Raw genomic sequence first — 17066 nt, forward strand, 5'->3', positions numbered from 1 at the left:
GGTAAAGCGAAAAAAGGCGGGGAAATGGATATTTATGTGGTGCAGAGCGTGTTGACGCGGATGATGCGGACGGCAACGGACATACAGGTAACAGTGACATTGACGTCAAAAAGTCCTGCAAGATTCAGTGCGGGGTTCACCATCAATGGAAAAGGCAACTTTTTGCTGTGTACGGATGGATTCAAGCCGCGCCGGTTGGCGGGAATGGCCGAAATTGAAAGTTTGGTGCGCCGCTCGTGTGTGGCGCTGCAAACGTTCGGCGTCACGATGGTGGATTTTGGGAAGCTGGGCGGCAAGCCGGTGCAGCCGCAAAAAGACATAGACGCGGCGGCGGCAAAGCTGGCGATATTGGCGACGGCAGCGCAAAAAGTGATCACGGCTGACGCCGCCACGCTGGTGACGATCAATACGACATGGGCGGCAAGCGCCCACAAGACACAGCGCATTGCCGACCTGACCAACGAAATGCAGGCCGCGCAAGGCGTGCTTAATCTGGCGAGCGGCGGCAAGCTGCCGGACGGCACAACCCAAACCACGCCGACACCTACGCCGACACCGACACCCACACCAACGCCTACGGGCGGCGGCACATTGCCGAATGGTTGGCCGTCAGGTTATCCAGCGCCGACGCAAGCGGATGCCGATACATTCAGAGTGTCGTTGGCGGGATTTATCCACATGGTAATTGCGGGCAGTATCTTGTATGACGGCAGCAGCTGGCAGGCGAATTATTGATGAATATCACCATGCCTTTAGTAACGATTGAAAAAATCAAGAGCGGCGTTTATTCACCAACGGCTTTTGAGGTGGAGGGCGCGGTATATGTTGGCAAGCCGGGGATGCCTAGCGGCTTTAAGAGCGAGTATAGGGGGAGTTCAACGGAGGATTTTGATACGTTTCGAGACGTGGGGTTAATCTATCCGGCTGATTATCTGGAGTGGTATCAAAGCATCACCGCCTTGGCAGAAAAATATAGCACTGGGGTGGGACGTATGAACGCGGGTGGATATGAGGGATACGGTTACGAGGACTACATTGTTCGCGCTGGCGAGCTGCTAGTCAGTCTGTCGCTTCCTATTCTGAAAACGACCGGCTATAAATTTGCATGGTGGATTAAGCATCTTGAGATTGATATACCGGGGAACCAGGGTGGCAATTATGCTGACGTCTGGATATTGCTGGCTGATGCCACGCTTGAATATTTGGGGCGGGTGAATGGCGAGCCATACGGGTTTTCCAGCGTGGCTAAGGCGCAAGAGTGGATCGACATCAACCTCAAGCGCGATACTGAGAATAGGCCCAAGACCGGCGCGGCGCTGAAGCGAAAAATGGATGGTATGAAAAAATACCTGAACAAGGTAACGGCGGGCATTGCGCGCACGGCGACGCGGCCATTTGCCGACGAATACAAGCGCCCGATTGTGCTGGCGGCGCTGTATCTGGAGGTGCAGGAAATAAATAGGCGCATGGCACTTGAGCAAAGCGGCAACTTTTAGCGGCCTCGACAAAAACAATTAATACATTGAGATATTGAAACAGAATTAGATTGTTACTTGGCGTACTGAATGTCGAGAAATGTTAATGACAGAGGATGCCGGATGATGTAGAAAAATAGTGTACAAACTTATACAAACCGTTACAAAAAACGTGTACTATTTATTCACCATTTCGAAAAGGTAGAGGAGAAACATGAAATTTATTATCAAAAACAAGTGGCTGTTTGGCGTTCTTTGTTTTCTCTCAGGCGTTTCTGTTGTTCCATTGTTTGCCGCTGCGGGTCTGCCGTCGCCACTTGGGCAGCCTAATGGAAGTGAGTTGCCAGGGATAGCAGTGTTTCTTGTTTCATGGTGTGGGATTCTGTGCGTTCTAAACACCATCATGTCATTCATTTTGAAAATTGGGTTTTTAAACAAATTGAATACTGAACATAGCTAATTTTTTGTTTTTTTTCGCGATAAGGGAATTGAAAAATGCGTGAGTTGACCACGGAAGAATTGAACTCCAATGCTGTCTCTGGTGGATTTAGTACTAGTACTTCATGTACAGATGGAATCTGGGGCGGTGCGATTGGCGCTGCGCTTGCTCTTCCAACTGCGAACCCTGTAATTGTGCTTGGTACGTTACTTGCCGGAGCTGTAGCTGGTGGATGTTTTAGGCCATCGGGCGGCAGTGGTGACGGCGGCAATAATGCTAGCTACGGCGGTGACTATGGCGGCGGTGGCGGCAATAAGAAGATCAGAACTGGTACTGTGACAATTCTGGCGTAATTAAATTAAATGCAGCTAGCGACATAATGAAAAACGGCCCTGATCGGGCCGTTTTCTTTTTTAGGCGGCCTAGAAAAAAACAATAAATACAATCAGTACAAAAATAGTCATTTACAAAAACTATGGATGGCTCTATATTTCATATCGTGGAATTTCCCACAATATGAAATGGAGAGCATCATGACTAAAACGATTTTTGTGAAAGATTTGGTACAACTGGCTGGCAGCGTATCGATTGCGCTGGTATCGAATGGTGCCAAGGTGCCGAAATACACGGCTGAGGTGACCAGCGGTACGGACGTTCTGGACGTCTACGGCACGGACGGCAAAATCAAGGTCTTCGCGGATGCTGGTGCGGCAGCGAAGTTCGTCGGCAAGTACATGGATACCGGCAACGTCATCACGGTGACCATGCCTTCGGACGCCATCGCGCCTAAGCCGGTTGCCAGCTCGGATCCGACCAAGGAAATAGCCAAGAAGCAGGCATCCTTGACCAAGGATCTTGCCGCTGCAAACCTGAACCTGACCAAGTACAACGCGCTCGTCGCGTCGGCAATGGCGCTGGGCTGGAAAACGGGTAACGCCGCTGAGCAAGCCAAGCTGCAAGAGGATCAGGACGTTGTAACGCTGTTGACGGCTTACATCGCCAGCCTGAATGCCGCGCTGACAGCGTTGAACCCAGCGCCGCACGCCTAATGGGCGACCGCTCATTAGACGATCTGCTACCTGACGTCGCGGTCAAGGCGAAAGCCTTTCTCGCGGCCTGTCAGGCGGCAGGGATTCAAACTGTCGTCTCATGCACCTACCGCACCGATGCTGAGCAAACGGCGCTGTATGCGCAGGGCCGCACAGCGCCGGGGCCGATAGTGACGAACGCCAGGGCAGGGCAGTCGCTCCATAACTTCCGGCGTGCGCTGGACGTCTACCCGCTAGTCAACGGCAAGCTGTGCGGCGACGCCACGCAGGCAGAGCGCGACCTGTGGGAAAAGCTCGGACAGCTTGGCGAGGCGGCCGGGTTCGAGTGGGCGGGGCGCTGGGTGCATTTCCGTGAATTTCCACACTTCCAAATTAAGGAGTAAATAGTATGAACATTTTTGGCGCATTACAGGGCAAGAAAACCTACATCACTGCAGGGCTGGGCGTGCTCGGTGCCGTGGCTGGTGTGCTGACCGGCGGCGTGTCGTATTTCGAGGCGGCGCAGCTCATCCTGACAAGCGTGTTGGGTGCAACGGTTCGCCATGGCGTTGATGGTGCGGCGGCTGGTGGCGACGATGGCGCGGATGGCGGCGTCAATGCTGGGGGTTGAAATTCCATGGTCGGTGATCGGGGTGTTTGCTGTTCACGCCGTCGCCGTCCAATTTGCCGCGTTCCGGTACGTGATGAAAATTGAGTTGCGGCTGGCGCGCATGGAAGCGAAGCTAGGGATTGAAAAATAGAAAGCCGGTTGAGTCCGGCTTTTTTATTGGACAGGGGGCTGCATGATAGCGTTAGTTTGGATAGCTGAATTTCTGGTTTTTATAGGTGAGTTGCTTGTAACTGGGGCGGGACTAATAGCGCGTGCAATAGCTTCAAAGTGGGCGCAGAGAGCGATAGCCGCACTTGTGTTTTTTCTGAAGCAGAAAATTATTGATTGGTTTGAAAAGAACATAAAGAAAATAATCGCAGATGCGATATCAGGCTTTGGCGTGAATCTGAGTGTGGATGAAGATGGCGAGTTCGAGATAACTGAAGAGACAATAACAACCGGAACAAACAAGCTGCTGGGGACGAATTTTACAAACATTTTTGACCGCAATGAGCTGAAAAAAGATGTTGAGAAAATAGGGATGGATCAGCTTAATGTGGCGATGGGTGCAGCCCCGGGCAAGCCAATAATTACAAGCCTCAACGATCAAGATTTGATACGCGATCGTATGCACGGATTCATTGGGGAGCAAGTAAAGATAGCGTTGGAAGGAGGCGCGTCGACGCTGATAGATGACGCCGGACGCCAGCGAATAATCGCGGCAGCAATGGCTTTCGAGGCGAAATACGAAAAGCTAAAACCGCAACAAAAGCAGCCGCTATTGATGACAAAGAAAGCGATAAGTAACAGGGCGCGGCAAGCGCGATATAGAGCTCACCATAAACGCCATTGGGTGGAGAAATAATCATGGGAAAATTCTCGGTAAAATACAAAGAGGCAATCGGCGAGATAGCTGACGAAATGGCTCTAACTATTGTTGAGCAAATACGAAAGGGTGATTACAACTTCAGCGACCTGCTGAATGCTGAGGGTGTGAATTTACGCAATAAGATGATGGGGCACGTTCGGGCGACGATGCGCGCCGGCGGCTTTGAGATTGGGGACGAAGAACTAATCACAAAAGAGGTTCTGACTCGTGAGGTTAGCCGGAAAACAGGGATAGCTTTTTCAGACGTAACTAATAAAGAAGCTGTAATTGCTGATTTGGATAAGCATGTGACAAACAAAATAAATGTTGCTTTGAGCACAAATCTTGTCAGCGTAATGGATCAAGCGGCGTTAAAGAGTGGCATTGTTGATGTTATCGTGGCTCAGGTGGGCTCCGGCGGCATCGGTGCGGTGATGAACGGGGCCAGGGCGAATATGCTTAGATCGGGCATTGTCTACGGCGTTGCGTTCGAAGGGAGGCAAACGTTTAATGTCAGCGCTGAGCATCGTAAAATGATGCAACGCATCTATCAAAAGAGATATCGTCGGACGCATAAAAAAGTGTGGATCGATTAAAGGGGTGCAAAGATGAGAATAATAAATTCTGTATTATTGACAATTTTTTCATTGGTAAATCTGGCAATTGTTGAATTTCTTATTGCTATGTTTTTTGGCCCGCACAAAGGTATTTTTACAACCTATGAGGGGTCGGCAACTCACCAGGCAATAGCGTCAACTGTGGTGCTGCTGTTGTATATATGGCAAATAGAATCAATTTGGCGGAGCTATAGATTATTGGTGAAAACGCCGGACGCTGCGGCGCTTAAAGGCAGTGAAAGCGTGAGGCTTTCGAGTTAGTGGCTTGACCCCATAGTTAGAATCATTGGCGGCTCCATTCGTGGGGCCGTTTTTATTTGCCTCTGCAAGCATGGCCTGAGCGTCTGTAAGGCTGGCCGTGAGTGTGCGGACTTCGGCGCGCAAGGTGTCGATCTGGCGAGACAAAATGTCTCTGTCGTTGTAAGCCTCGGTAAATCCCAATGCTCGACCATATGACGATTCGTGAAAAAGCGCGAAGCAGACGGGGCGCGGCGGCTGTGCATCGCCAGAGATATAGCGCTGCATCGTTTTGTAGCTGATATCAAGCCAGGTGCATACGCGCTTGATCGCGGCGGGCTGCATTGAGGTTATGTCAGTCAAAAGAGTGATAAATGATCCATGACCCCATGCGTGTGACGGTGTGCGATAGTTTTGCATTATCAAAATCTACATAACGATTAAATTAAACAAATGGCTTACAGGCAACAGAAATAAGACAATCTGTCCCGTCAGTGCCATGTTCGCATAATTTGTATTATGTAAAATTTACTTTTATTTTAATAATCAAGCACATGGACCGCAACGCGGAGGTATTCTCTTATGAAACTTTCCTGTATGCCATTTGATTAATCCAATCGTTGTATGGATTTTGATAATGCCCAACTATCGCACACCGTCGCATGCGTATGGACACAGCGCATTTCTGACAGCACTTGACGACCTCACCGCCATGCAACCGCACTCCATCAAGCGCATCAGCGCCTGGCTTGGCATCAGCGACAAAACCATGCAGCGCTACATCAGCTGCGATACTGAGCCGCCGCGCTCTATCTGCTACGCGCTATTCCATGAGACAAAATGGGGTCGAGAATTGGGATTCACCGAGGCTTACAACGACCGGCAAATTTTGGTTCGTGAAATCAATACCCTACGGTCTGACGTTCGCATGCTCACGGCCAGTCTGACAGACGCTCAGGCCATGCTTGCCGAGGCAAATAAAAACGGCCCCACGAATGGAGCCGCCAATGATTCTAATTTTGGTGTAAAGCCGTTACCGCGCAAGCCCCACGCGTTCAGTTCCTTCAAGCGCCGCGCCGCTCGACGCTTTCATCAATGACCTATGTATCGTCCAAATCGACTTTATATGCCCAAAATATGCAACTACCACCACAGCCGCGATCACAAAAAAAACTGTGCTGCTTTGATCCCCGAAGGCTTTCAATCCTGCAAATGTCAGGCCGAAAAAGAACATCATTACAAAGTTTATCAGCGCAAAAATTGTCAATAGTATTGATTTAGCAAGCTGCATTTTGTTTTCCCTTAATCCACCCAGACCTTTTTATGTGTCCGGCGATACCGCTTTTGATAGATACGCTGCATCATTTTACGATGCTCAGCGCTGACATTGAACGTTTGCTTCCCATCGAACGCCACCCCATAAACAATTCCTGACCTCAACACATTTGCTTTTGCCCCATTCATCACCGCCCCGATGCCTCCTGAACCTATCTGGGCAACGATAATAGGGGTTGTGCCGAGATAAGGGTAAAAATGGCCCATAACACTTTTAGTTATAAATAGTTTCTTCTATATGTATTAAAGCCACCTATTCCAACTATCTAACCACTGGCGTCACATTTTCTGTATGACTGAAATTTGATCGTTTTTGACCGACACTTCCAGTGTATCGCCCTCGTCCCATCCCAGCTGTAGAAGCAGTTCATCAGGCAACACTAAAGCCGCATCACCGGAACCATCGCCCGCATCGACCAGATTTGCCTGCCAGGTCGGTGGATTTGCTTGTAGCATTTTCGTATTGGGTAGGTGCTGGAGTAAGGCGTTTAGCAGCTCAGCATCGTCGTCTGGCAACTGTAGCCACATTGCGCAGTGGCTTTCTGTGCCGCATTGATTAAGTAGTTCCAGACGCTCTTTCCTGGATGTGGCCATCGTCAGTTCCTGTCAAATGGTGGGCTTTTCGTCTGGCTCGTCGCCCGCCGCTGCCAGCGGCGGCAGCATGCGTTCAATGCGGCTTTTATTGAATGGATCTGCGCCGTCGACGTAGCGCATCGCCGATTGTATATTTTTCCATCCGACATATTCCATCAATGTTTTGAGGTCCCAGCCGTTCGATGTCGCCCAGTTGGCAAATCCGCGACGCAGTGAATGGGCACTGTATTGATCGGCATCGAGCATACCGGCATGGCTAAAGAGTGATCGCAACAGCGGAATAATGCTGGCTGGATTCAAACCGTCCTCATTGAGCCTTCCCCAGCGATTAATCGATCGGAAGACGGCGCCGCTCTCCAGTCCGCTCAAGTCGATCCATGCTTGATAGGCTGCGACGGGACAAAGGCGAGATAAGGCCGGCGCTTTAAATGTGCTGCCTTTGAACTGGCGGTCCCCCTTGGTCTGCGGTAAGTAACACGTCATGCCTTCGCCAAGGATCGCTTCGACGTATTGCACTTCCAGCCGCGCCAGTTCATCGCCGCGAAATCCGCGCCAGAAACCGAGTAGCACGAGCGCCTTATCACGCGTGTGGCGCAATTGCGCAATCGGATCATGCACGGCGCCTGCGGCGGCGATTGCCGCATCAAGCCAGGTCGTCACCTGTTCGAGCTGATCCAGCTGCAAGGGCTTGGCGCGCTTTTCCTGCGCGGGATGCAGCCGCTGAATGCCGCGAAAGACTTTGCGGACAATCGGCGCTTTCGTTGGATCGGGAAAGCCCTGCTCCACATGCCATTGGCCAAGAGCCGCCAAGCGCTGCCGGAGCGTATTGATCGCCAGGGTTTCCGCGTGGTCGGCCAAATAGCGGGCCACGCTGTCGGCGGTGGCTGGCAGGAAACCGCCCCACTCTACTTCGAAGTGATGAATGGCTGATTGATAGCTGCGCCGCGTATTGTCCCGGGTCGCGGCCTGTACGTATCGATCAATGTTTTTCATGTAGGGTAAAAACGGCGACTTTTGAAATGTGTACAGCAAATCCGGAGAAATTTTAGCATTTTTCGGCATTAACATGTGATAACAGTTGATTATCAACTCTTAGAAATAGGTTGCTATAATCTTGAATTTGTTATTTAAATAGTATGTAATTACGTGGTATGTAATTTATTATGCTATTTCACTCAAGGAGGAATTGTGGCCCGCACCGGACTGTATAAATCAGACGTCAAACGCGCACGCGATAGCTTGCTCGCGCAAGGCACCAATCCATCGGTTGACGCGGTGCGCGTCGCCTTGGGCAATACCGGTTCCAAAACCACCATCCACAAGTACCTGAAAGAGTTGGACGAGGATGAAGGTGACGACGGCCGAAAAACCTCCATCAGCGAAGCGCTACAAGACCTGGTGGCGCGTCTGGCCGTGCAACTGCAGGACGAAGCAAATGTCCGCATTGATGCCATTCAGGCGCGCAGTACCGAGAAAGACCGCCTCCATGCCGAAGCAATGATGGCATTGCAGAAGGAAATTGAGACATTGCATGCACAACTACAGGAGGCTGAAACCTCAGTACACCAGGAAGCCGCAGCACATGGTCGTACCCACGAGATACTGCAAAATGAAACGATCGCCCGTCATACAGCAGCCCAACATGTCGCGGATCTGAAGGAGCGTCTTGCCGAAAACGACGCGTATCGTCAGTCGATCGAGGAAAAACACCAGCACGCCCGTGAAGCGCTGGAACATTACCGCCAATCCGTGAAGGAGCAGCGTGATCAGGATCAGCGCCGGCACGAGCAGCAGATCCAACTGCTGCAAGCAGAGATGCGTCAACTTCAGCAAAGCCTGATCGTCAAGCAAGATGACATCACACGGCTGAACCAGGAAGGGACAAGGCTGGTCGCGGATCTGTCGCATGCACAAAAGTCACTATATGAGCAACAATCTCAAGGCCGACAGCTGACGCAACGGCTTGACGCGTTGCAGACGATCGAGCAGCGCTGCAAGACTGTCGAGGCGCAACTGGAGGCCAAAGATGCGCATATCAAGGAACTCAAGGGCCATACCACCGGCACCACAAAACATGCCGAAGAGCTCGCCAAGCAGATTCACGGACTTGAGTTGATGTTGGCTACAGCGAAAGCGAAGCTTGAAGAGCAGCAGGCAATGAGCGAGCAACTGCGCGTTTTTATGGAGCATCAAAAAACACCAAAAGCGAAGAAGCCGGCGCCATGAAGACTATCTATATGGACCACAATGTCATCTCTAGTATAGGTGGCGTTCCGGCAACCAAGGACGCAGAATGCCAGCGCAACCACGCCGCGGAGCTGAGAAAATGCGGCTACCGATTTGCCTTGTCTGCATGGAATATGTATGAGTTGGCGCGCTCCGACGATATAAAACATATCAAACAGTGCTGCGATTTTGTCGACGAGCTAGATCCGGTCTGGGTCAATAACAATTTTTCAGTCAAGGCGCAGGAAATCGATCGCTGCCTGGCCATGGAATTTGATCGCATCGGCCCAGTACGATCAAGACCGGTCGTCCCGTTTAGCATGACTGAGTCCGACGCAAGTGGGACGTTACGCCCATGCCAGGCAGTTCAAACGGATGCAGGGAGTACTGCGCACCTTGCGTACTCGCGTTGGGCGGGTCTATCGGGACATCGAACGGCAGATGGACAAAGTACCGGAGCAGCAGCAAGCCAAACTGAAAGACCTGCTCAACCGGACGCAACGGATTCTGACGCAAAAACCGAAAGACAAGAACAAGCTGTATGCACTGCACGCTCCCGAAGTTGAGTGTATTGCCAAAGGCAAGACTAGGACACCCTATGAATTCGGCGTGAAGGTGTCGATTGTGACGACGCACAAGGAAGGCCTGGTCGTTGGCGCACGTTCGATGCCAGGTAATCCGTATGACGGTCACACGCTCTACGAGGCATTGGAACAGGCGGAAATTCTTTCCAGCGTCAAACCGCAGATGGCGTTCGTCGACAAGGGCTGTCGAGGCGTGGACATCGACGGCGTGCAGATCTGGAAATCCGGACAGAAACGCGGCGTCACACGCGGACTAAAGACGATGATCAAGCGCCGCAGCGCCATTGAGCCGACGATTGGCCACATGAAGTCGGACGGCAAACTCGGACGAAACTGGCTGAAGGGCGCACTAGGCGATGCCATGCACGCGGTGCTGTGCGGCGCCGGCCACAACCTGAGATTAATCATGAGGAAGCTGCGGCTTTTTTGCGCCGACATTCTTGCGATGCTCTTGCAGCCGTTTCGAATGTCGGCCTTGGCGGCTTAGGCCAATCCCTGGAAAACTGAATTATTCAAGGCCGACTACTTAAATTCAGCTCGAATGAGACTAAATCCGTTGCCGGATGATGGTCGGTGTGGAAACGACCGAATGTCCATGGTCCGTCCGCGTTATGTCGGCAGTCAGACGCTAAAGGGAACCTCGAATAATCGATGATTTCGGTGCTATCGGTTATCCGAGGTGCCCAACAGGAGAGATTGCCTTTGCTGCTCCTTAACTCATGTGGCTTGTGACGCAATCCCTCCGGTACGTCAATGAGAAACGGCGAGCGTAGGTTTCACCATGTCCGGTGTCGTTGTTTTGGATAAAAGGCCATCGCTTTGTGATTGACGGGCTACTAAGCTGCTCATCGCTTCGATCAATTTATCTCCATGTATATTTGATACCAGCGAAAGTTTGCTTTCTGCAATTGGATTATTTATGATTTTACCTTCTTGCCAAGTACCGATCTCCTTAATAGCAATGTTGTACACTTTTAAAGATGACGAAATTAAAATGTACTCGTTACTAATGCCATCAGCGTTTACTTTAAAAGCGATATCAATTATGTCGCCAGAAATATGAAATTCACTATTCAATCTTTGTGTATTGTAAACCAATTGCTGCTTTAACCAGCGGGATGTATCTTTATCACTGCTGTCACGGGCGATGACATAATCGCCAGCTGTTGGTCTAACATTTTTTGGTAATTGAGAGATCTGGTACCGCGCCATTAGCGTGGCAAAATCTGGGTTATCCCGCCGAAGATTATCAGAAAATTCTCCGATATCAATGTCATGCAGCTTAAATTGATTATCTCTCATGACATACCGGGCGCCTTTATTAGAATCATTTCCGTTTTTAAATAACTGTTCTTTATCAATTGAATAAATGGGAGAATAAGGGCCGACATTAAATGAATTTAAGTCCGCACCATAAACGGAAATTTCCCCATTGGAATTAATAGAAAAAAACTGTAATTTGCCATTATTCATATTAATTTTGAAATCTTTACCAGCTATATCAATACTAATCGGCATTGTTGTTATAATTGGTTTCCCATTGATCATATTACCAACGATAGATCCTCTCCCATTCTGTACTTGATACATTAGTCCTGATTCTCCCACAATCAGCACTTTGTTATCACAGTTGGTAACTTTGCTAATACGTTCTACTGTGAATTCCGTTGAGGAAGGAAGCATTACCGGCCCATTTGGCAATGGACTGAATTCAGATTTTTCGTTAAAACTGCCAACTACGGAGACGCGTCCGTTGGCTTGCTCATACACCAAGCCGGCGTCATCGCGTACGCGCATATTTCCATTTTCAATACTCGTATCTACGATCTTAATATTTTTCTCCGCCAGATCTCCTAAGCCGAAGTGAAAAACAAACTTTGTTGATGATTTAAATAATTCATGCATAAGATTAATAATATCATCATCAGCAATATTATTTGCACCACTACTAGCAGGAAAAAGTGGTGATTTCTCATGTCCATTGGCAATTACACAATTACCAAAATCAACTTCAAGTAACCTATTGCGGGCAATTCCGCTTCCCGCAACAATATATGCTCTATACGGTGATTGACCTTTTTTTCTCTCATTTTCAGGTACATACCAAAGTGCTCTTAGTCCAACTTCACCATTCAATTTCTTTATGTCTTCAATACTTGTCCCTCTATAAGAAATAGGCATCAGTATTTTTTCTTCATTAAACTGAAACCTCACATCGTATTCTGATACAAAAGTGAGTTTTTTTGGATCCGGAAGATATTCGATCTGAGTAATTTTACCTATGCCGCTATCGAACTCAGGTTTAATCGAAAAATATTTGTCAATAGAAATTTTGCTATTGTTAATTAATGCAGGTATTTCTTCTTTTAAGAAGGCATTTAGTTCCTCGATATTTTTTGGTGCGCTTTTATTTTTCCATGCCGCATACTTAGAAACATTAAATTCCGTTACATTGCAGGAACCTGATGACAATTCCAACTTCATTCCAATTTGATTCAATGTGAACGAATAGGAAGAATTGTTACCAGTGATGATGTTTATCGGGCCAGATATTGGCGATGCGAAGATCAATTGAAGTTCACTTGATGCTGATGCTACCGAAGGATTGTAATAATAAATCTTTCCGGAATTTAATTTGCAAAAATAATGAGCATCTCCTGTCTTGAACAATGTCATGTCGGCATCAAGCGGAATGAATTTCTCATCCTTATTGACGATATAAGTTTTTTCATCCTTCCTAGCGTACGTCACCCCCGATTTGCCCGTGAAACGAATTTCAGATCCTGGCAATACGCGATTGAATTCTTCAGGAGCATTGAAAATTGCCGCCGTGCCGTCTTTTTTAACCGCAGTCACCACGCGTGTCGTAGGATTTTGAAAGAATTTTTGTCCATCATCAGTACTGCCGATCTCATTGCCAATCTCCCACGTTGTGTTCGCATCCGATACGCTCACCTTGCCAAATTCATTCTTTCCCGTTCCATTAAATATCGAAACGTTCTTTGTCAAGATGCATAGTGCTTTAACAGCAGGATCTTTGAAATACTCTCCAATTGCATACACCGCGTTCTGCGTGAAACCTTCAGTCAAACGGATTTCAAATGTGGGAGTAAGGCGGCTATCATTGAAGCTCGTCAACAACACTGCACCGCTGCCGATCGATTGCGTGAGCGTTAATTTTTCAGCCACATTCCCTTGGAAGCTGATTTTCTGGCCACCGATAGTAAATTCGTTCGGATTTGACTTCAGCCCAGTGAGCTGCCGTGTCAACTCTTCTATTACCTGAGATTTAAGAGCGCCCAATTCATTTTTCCCATCCTTAATGCTCCGGCTTTTCATCGCGGCATCGAGATCAAGCAACCATCTTTCGCCGGCAGAACGACTCGCCGCGATGGTGATTTTGACTGCTTCTGCCGGCAGTTTCACCGAATAGACGCCACCGTTACCTTGCAATGTGTAAGAGAGTTTGTTTCTGTCCTCTTTATTTAATACGGTTGGAACGATCAAAGTGCGGTTTTTCGCATCCAACGTAACTGTAACGGGTGTCGAATTACGTCTTTCATCGAATTGAGATATCCCCCAATCCGTCGGTAACGCATACATGCCCCAGATAAATTGACGGCCATAATGGGCATGCAATTTGCGAAATGCGATGGCACTGGCACTTCGCTTCGCGAGTATTTGGTCATAGCTAAATTGATATCTCCGGCCGACACCACTTGGCAGTAAGACGGTGTCCACTGTTTTTGAATCAAATGACTGTGTCTTTGTCAGGCCAAGACCATCGTATACATCGAGCCAAGTATGCGTATCAGGATCAGGTCGCGCAAAAAAATGATCCCATCCGCGCGTGACAGTATGTAAATTCCCGCCCTTTGTCGCATTGACCTCGACCTTCCCATACAAAAGTTTGCCCAATGCAAAGTCGATGCTATTTACGACTGCGTCAGAATGTGTTCCCCACATCTTGCCGCGTCGTTGGAAACCCGGTTCGGCGATGCTTTCCCATATTTCATCAAATCTATTTGCACAGGCATCGAACCCTGCGCCCAGACGGGCATAATTTCCTACCAGCGTGGGAAGGCTAACCGACAGGCCTGTCAGTGGAATCCCCAACGCTCCCATAGCACTTGACATGGCGAATTTGTTAAATGCTGTCACAAAACTGACAGCGTCAAGGCCAACGGAGACAACGGCGAGCCCCAAATTGGCTTCTATTCTCGTTCGTTCAACCTGGTCTTTGGTTTGCATTAGCTCATATGCAATTGCCGCAATATTGACCCCATTCAGCAGTCTGGTAGCGGTGTCGCCCATTTTCTGCGCCAGCTTGGCGACTGGAGACAGCAATGCCAGTTTGGCGTCGAGCGCGGCCTTGATATTGGAGACTAGCGTGCTGGCATCGCTAACGAGACCTACACTATTCTGTGCCAGTTGGGTATATAGCTGTACTTTGAAGGCATTGCTGCTATCGGACGAATTGGCCCCGCCCTTGTCGTACCCGAGCAACGTCTGAATCAGCAGGGCCGCGTTCAAGCTGTTCACACCTCTTCCGCTTGGCACGCCAGAACGGGTCTGCAATTCCTTACTCGCCTGGTTGAATTCGAACCCTTCGCTCAAATCGTTCTTTAACTTCACATAGAGTGTATTGAAATCCTGACAAGCCTGTCGCGCCTTTCCCCCCTCGACAGCCACCCATTGACTGGCACCATCAAGTTTATTTACAAAACGCAATTCCACACCTTTGTTTGCTGACCGTGTTTCAGGTAAAGCAATCCAGTTGTTATTAAGCGTCGGCTTAGCCTTCCTCAATCCACTGACTACTTCGTCCCAATTTTTCGCTTTAAGCCGATTTTGCAGAATTTCGACGACATGCGCCTGCATCTTCTGCTGGTCCGCGTTGATTAGACGCTCTTGTTTGGACAAAAGCCGACCAAGAAGCTGCTCAGTAGCCAACTTTTCCAATTTCGTGAATTCGTCCTTGGTTGAGGCGGCCAAATTAGGATTTAGGATTTCCTTATTAAGATCTTTAGATGCCGTCACCAGTTCAGCATAAGGAATTCCACTGTTTTTCAACTCTTTGGTGGTTGCATCCCAGCCGATCACCTGTTTATGGAGCAAGTCATTCAGGCGCGCCGTCTCTTTCGTGATCCAGCCGAACTCAGGCGTGAGGATTTCCTTCTTGCCGCCGTCAATGACGCGCACAGGATATTGCCGAGCGCTGACCGTTAAGGCGTCACGACGGATTCCTAAACTATCGCCTTTTGTCATCAGCCACGTAGCCAACTGCCCTGGTAGAGTCTTTTCCAGCGACTGCTTCGGATCAGCCAATTCGCAGCCGACAAGATCCAGGTGGATGCCTTTGATTTTCGTGGTGGAATTTGGCAATAAGGAAATAAGGAGTTTTTGAAGTTCAACAGCAGTTTTGCCGGCAAACAAGGTTTGACCATCCCTTTTAGTCCCATGCCCGACCAGGGTGATATGAATTTTGCCGTCAGCATCAGGAATCGCAGACATTGCTCCAGAAACAACCTTTTTGCTATTGACATCCCAGCGATAGCCATTGGACAGCTTATTGTCTTTATATTGAATCCAATTGCTAATCGATACGTCTTTGGAAAAAATGTTCTTGGCAGCAGCAAAAGAAATATCGTCGGACTCCAACTGGATAATTATGCGCTTATTGTATTTCCCGTCCGGATTCGCTTCTTTAAAAGTATTGGATGCGATATCTTTTGTTGTCGGTGTTTCCCAGCCGGCTAATTTGTCGAAAACTGTATTGGTTGAAGCGGACAATCTGCCCGAATGACTGCGATCAATTTGAATAATATTTTTATCAACATCTTTTGCATATTTATCGTTTTCCATTATTAATTCAGAGAAAATCTTGGTTTTAATTTCTTTGAATTTTGAGTCATGAGAAGATATTTTTTTATTTTGCACCGTTTCTAAAGTCAAATAAAATAAAGCTTCTTTTAAATTTAACAATTTCACACGGATATCTGACTTCCCAGGACCTACCTCGTTGAAATACAATTCAAGTTTGGATATAACTTGACTTTTGTCGCCAAGCATCTTTTCAATTTTTCCAATAATATCTTTTTTTAGTGGACTATATTGAATATTTTTTTTGTCTTTTACTCCACCTGACATTTCAAGAATTTTTGTTTCAACGTCAGATATCATTTTCGAATAGAATTTCTGATTTGGAGAAATCTTCGCTTCTCTGTCAGGATATTTAGACACCTCGTTTCTCAGCTGCTGAAGTTGATATGTCAAGTCAAACTTCAGAGTTTCCAAAAAACTATTCGCCGGGAATGCCATATATTTTCTCATTGTGTTTTGAACTTGAAGCCACTGAATAGTGCTATTATATTCAATTACAGTGCTGTCAGCAAAAATCTTCGCAGCCGGAAAACTAGCGGCTTCTTGCATTGCAATGGACTTAAATTTATTTTTATCGAGCTCACAAAAGGTTTTTCTCCAATCCCTGCCACTTGAAATGATTGGTGAGGCAGATTTATCAAATTGTGCGGCAGTTATGTCCACGTAAACTTCGTTGTCACCACTCTTGACAATAACAATGTAATGATTTGGTTTCTGTTGTGCGGACAACATATCTTCTGAAGCTATTCGTTGTATGCCGCCAAAACGTACATCTAGAATATCATTGGTATGATTAACTTTATATTCTTTTAACAAACGATCAAGTTCCAATGCACTAGCTTCGCACTTACCTTCCGGGGCGGCTATATACTTTGTCAGATTGCTCTTGGTGAGCATTCCATTTATGATGGTTTTCATTTCGTCAAAACTAAGCGTCAGCATATTCAATCCTTTTAATGTAATTTGGCATAACCTGGTGAAGTAAAATTCACAATGTCACGCAGTTATTTCAGGTGTAAAATTAATAATTCACTACTAACAATCCATTTTCATTCATCGTTCTTTGATGGCTTCACTAAACACCTCCTTAATTGGCGATAACAAATAGTCGACAACCCGACGGCGATCGGTCTTGATCTCCACCGTGACCGCCATCCCCGCTTGCAGGGG

The 17066-nt window shown here is 48.0% G+C and carries 17 protein-coding genes and 1 pseudogene; 13 read left to right on the forward strand and 5 right to left on the reverse strand.

Features of this window, described 5'->3' with window-relative positions; translation table 11 throughout:
* Nucleotides 1-24 precede the first annotated feature (24 nt).
* From AC07V8_RS24830 to AC07V8_RS24875, 10 genes are all read left to right on the forward strand, one after another.
* A complete protein-coding gene (locus tag AC07V8_RS24830; protein WP_494681000.1) occupies nt 25-735 on the forward strand; it encodes a hypothetical protein in 711 nt (236 codons plus the stop codon).
* On the forward strand, nt 735-1496 hold the full coding sequence (locus tag AC07V8_RS24835; RefSeq protein ID WP_494681001.1) for a hypothetical protein: 762 nt from the start codon (nt 735-737) through the stop codon (nt 1494-1496). The genes AC07V8_RS24830 and AC07V8_RS24835 overlap by 1 nt, the downstream gene beginning before the upstream one ends.
* A 193-nt stretch (nt 1497-1689) precedes the next feature.
* Complete coding sequence (locus tag AC07V8_RS24840; RefSeq protein ID WP_494681002.1) at nt 1690-1935, forward strand: hypothetical protein; 246 nt, start codon at nt 1690-1692, stop codon at nt 1933-1935.
* Between the two features lie 35 nt (nt 1936-1970).
* Nucleotides 1971-2267 carry a hypothetical protein gene (locus AC07V8_RS24845; protein ID WP_494681003.1) on the forward strand — a complete coding sequence of 99 codons (297 nt, stop codon included), beginning with the start codon at nt 1971-1973 and terminating at the stop codon, nt 2265-2267.
* Between the two features lie 180 nt (nt 2268-2447).
* Entirely contained in the window at nt 2448-2963 is a 516-nt protein-coding gene (locus AC07V8_RS24850) for a hypothetical protein (protein ID WP_494681004.1), read from the forward strand.
* Nucleotides 2963-3346 (forward strand): M15 family metallopeptidase, encoded by a 384-nt coding sequence (locus AC07V8_RS24855; protein ID WP_494681005.1) that lies wholly within the window; start codon nt 2963-2965, stop codon nt 3344-3346. The genes AC07V8_RS24850 and AC07V8_RS24855 overlap by 1 nt, the downstream gene beginning before the upstream one ends.
* Nucleotides 3347-3351: 5 nt before the next feature.
* Complete coding sequence (locus AC07V8_RS24860) at nt 3352-3573, forward strand: hypothetical protein (protein WP_494681006.1); 222 nt, start codon at nt 3352-3354, stop codon at nt 3571-3573.
* Nucleotides 3560-3703: a hypothetical protein gene (locus AC07V8_RS24865; RefSeq protein ID WP_494681007.1), complete on the forward strand. Its 144-nt coding sequence runs from the start codon at nt 3560-3562 to the stop codon at nt 3701-3703. The genes AC07V8_RS24860 and AC07V8_RS24865 overlap by 14 nt, the downstream gene beginning before the upstream one ends.
* 42 nt (nt 3704-3745) lie before the next feature.
* Nucleotides 3746-4417, forward strand: coding sequence for a hypothetical protein (locus AC07V8_RS24870; protein ID WP_494681008.1), 672 nt, complete (start codon nt 3746-3748; stop codon nt 4415-4417).
* A 2-nt stretch (nt 4418-4419) separates the two neighbouring features.
* Nucleotides 4420-5016 (forward strand): hypothetical protein, encoded by a 597-nt coding sequence (locus tag AC07V8_RS24875; protein WP_494681009.1) that lies wholly within the window; start codon nt 4420-4422, stop codon nt 5014-5016.
* A 216-nt stretch (nt 5017-5232) separates the two neighbouring features.
* Here the strand turns inward: AC07V8_RS24875 and AC07V8_RS24880 are convergent, their stop codons facing one another.
* Complete coding sequence (locus tag AC07V8_RS24880; protein WP_494681010.1) at nt 5233-5694, reverse strand: hypothetical protein; 462 nt, start codon at nt 5692-5694, stop codon at nt 5233-5235.
* Between the two features lie 217 nt (nt 5695-5911).
* Here AC07V8_RS24880 and AC07V8_RS24885 point away from each other — a divergent pair, with 217 nt between their 5' ends.
* A complete protein-coding gene (locus tag AC07V8_RS24885; RefSeq protein ID WP_494681011.1) occupies nt 5912-6373 on the forward strand; it encodes a hypothetical protein in 462 nt (153 codons plus the stop codon).
* 203 nt (nt 6374-6576) lie between these two features.
* On the opposite strand, the gene AC07V8_RS24890 is transcribed toward AC07V8_RS24885, so the two are convergent.
* From AC07V8_RS24890 to AC07V8_RS24900, 3 genes are all read right to left on the reverse strand, one after another.
* Nucleotides 6577-6816, reverse strand: a complete 240-nt coding sequence (locus AC07V8_RS24890) for a hypothetical protein (protein WP_494681012.1) — start codon at nt 6814-6816, stop codon at nt 6577-6579.
* A gap of 72 nt (nt 6817-6888) precedes the next feature.
* Nucleotides 6889-7203, reverse strand: a complete 315-nt coding sequence (locus AC07V8_RS24895) for an AbrB/MazE/SpoVT family DNA-binding domain-containing protein (RefSeq protein WP_494681013.1) — start codon at nt 7201-7203, stop codon at nt 6889-6891.
* A 12-nt stretch (nt 7204-7215) separates the two neighbouring features.
* Nucleotides 7216-8271: a site-specific integrase gene (locus AC07V8_RS24900; protein ID WP_494681014.1), complete on the reverse strand. Its 1056-nt coding sequence runs from the start codon at nt 8269-8271 to the stop codon at nt 7216-7218.
* A gap of 120 nt (nt 8272-8391) precedes the next feature.
* Here AC07V8_RS24900 and AC07V8_RS24905 point away from each other — a divergent pair, with 120 nt between their 5' ends.
* Complete coding sequence (locus AC07V8_RS24905; protein ID WP_494681015.1) at nt 8392-9429, forward strand: DNA-binding protein; 1038 nt, start codon at nt 8392-8394, stop codon at nt 9427-9429.
* A gap of 336 nt (nt 9430-9765) precedes the next feature.
* Nucleotides 9766-10500 (forward strand): annotated as a pseudogene (locus AC07V8_RS24910) (transposase family protein); the annotation flags it as partial.
* Between the two features lie 263 nt (nt 10501-10763).
* Here AC07V8_RS24910 and AC07V8_RS24915 read toward each other — a convergent pair.
* Entirely contained in the window at nt 10764-16838 is a 6075-nt protein-coding gene (locus AC07V8_RS24915) for a TcdA/TcdB pore-forming domain-containing protein (protein ID WP_494681016.1), read from the reverse strand.
* Between the last annotated feature and the right edge of the window lie 228 nt (nt 16839-17066).

It is taken from the genome of Collimonas sp. GW821-FHT02H07 (genome assembly GCF_059421505.1).

What these genes read in the sequence shown, in the direction of transcription:
- AC07V8_RS24830 (WP_494681000.1), top strand. Translation starts at nt 25, where the DNA reads ATGGATATTTATGTGGTGCAGAGCGTGTTGACGCGGATGATGCGGACG.
- AC07V8_RS24835 (WP_494681001.1), top strand. Translation starts at nt 735, where the DNA reads ATGAATATCACCATGCCTTTAGTAACGATTGAAAAAATCAAGAGCGGC.
- AC07V8_RS24840 (WP_494681002.1), top strand. Translation starts at nt 1,690, where the DNA reads ATGAAATTTATTATCAAAAACAAGTGGCTGTTTGGCGTTCTTTGTTTT.
- AC07V8_RS24845 (WP_494681003.1), top strand. Translation starts at nt 1,971, where the DNA reads ATGCGTGAGTTGACCACGGAAGAATTGAACTCCAATGCTGTCTCTGGT.
- AC07V8_RS24850 (WP_494681004.1), top strand. Translation starts at nt 2,448, where the DNA reads ATGACTAAAACGATTTTTGTGAAAGATTTGGTACAACTGGCTGGCAGC.
- AC07V8_RS24855 (WP_494681005.1), top strand. Translation starts at nt 2,963, where the DNA reads ATGGGCGACCGCTCATTAGACGATCTGCTACCTGACGTCGCGGTCAAG.
- AC07V8_RS24860 (WP_494681006.1), top strand. Translation starts at nt 3,352, where the DNA reads ATGAACATTTTTGGCGCATTACAGGGCAAGAAAACCTACATCACTGCA.
- AC07V8_RS24865 (WP_494681007.1), top strand. Translation starts at nt 3,560, where the DNA reads ATGCTGGGGGTTGAAATTCCATGGTCGGTGATCGGGGTGTTTGCTGTT.
- AC07V8_RS24870 (WP_494681008.1), top strand. Translation starts at nt 3,746, where the DNA reads ATGATAGCGTTAGTTTGGATAGCTGAATTTCTGGTTTTTATAGGTGAG.
- AC07V8_RS24875 (WP_494681009.1), top strand. Translation starts at nt 4,420, where the DNA reads ATGGGAAAATTCTCGGTAAAATACAAAGAGGCAATCGGCGAGATAGCT.
- AC07V8_RS24880 (WP_494681010.1), bottom strand. Translation starts at nt 5,694, where the DNA reads ATGCAAAACTATCGCACACCGTCACACGCATGGGGTCATGGATCATTT.
- AC07V8_RS24885 (WP_494681011.1), top strand. Translation starts at nt 5,912, where the DNA reads ATGCCCAACTATCGCACACCGTCGCATGCGTATGGACACAGCGCATTT.
- AC07V8_RS24890 (WP_494681012.1), bottom strand. Translation starts at nt 6,816, where the DNA reads ATGGGCCATTTTTACCCTTATCTCGGCACAACCCCTATTATCGTTGCC.
- AC07V8_RS24895 (WP_494681013.1), bottom strand. Translation starts at nt 7,203, where the DNA reads ATGGCCACATCCAGGAAAGAGCGTCTGGAACTACTTAATCAATGCGGC.
- AC07V8_RS24900 (WP_494681014.1), bottom strand. Translation starts at nt 8,271, where the DNA reads ATGTTAATGCCGAAAAATGCTAAAATTTCTCCGGATTTGCTGTACACA.
- AC07V8_RS24915 (WP_494681016.1), bottom strand. Translation starts at nt 16,838, where the DNA reads ATGCTGACGCTTAGTTTTGACGAAATGAAAACCATCATAAATGGAATG.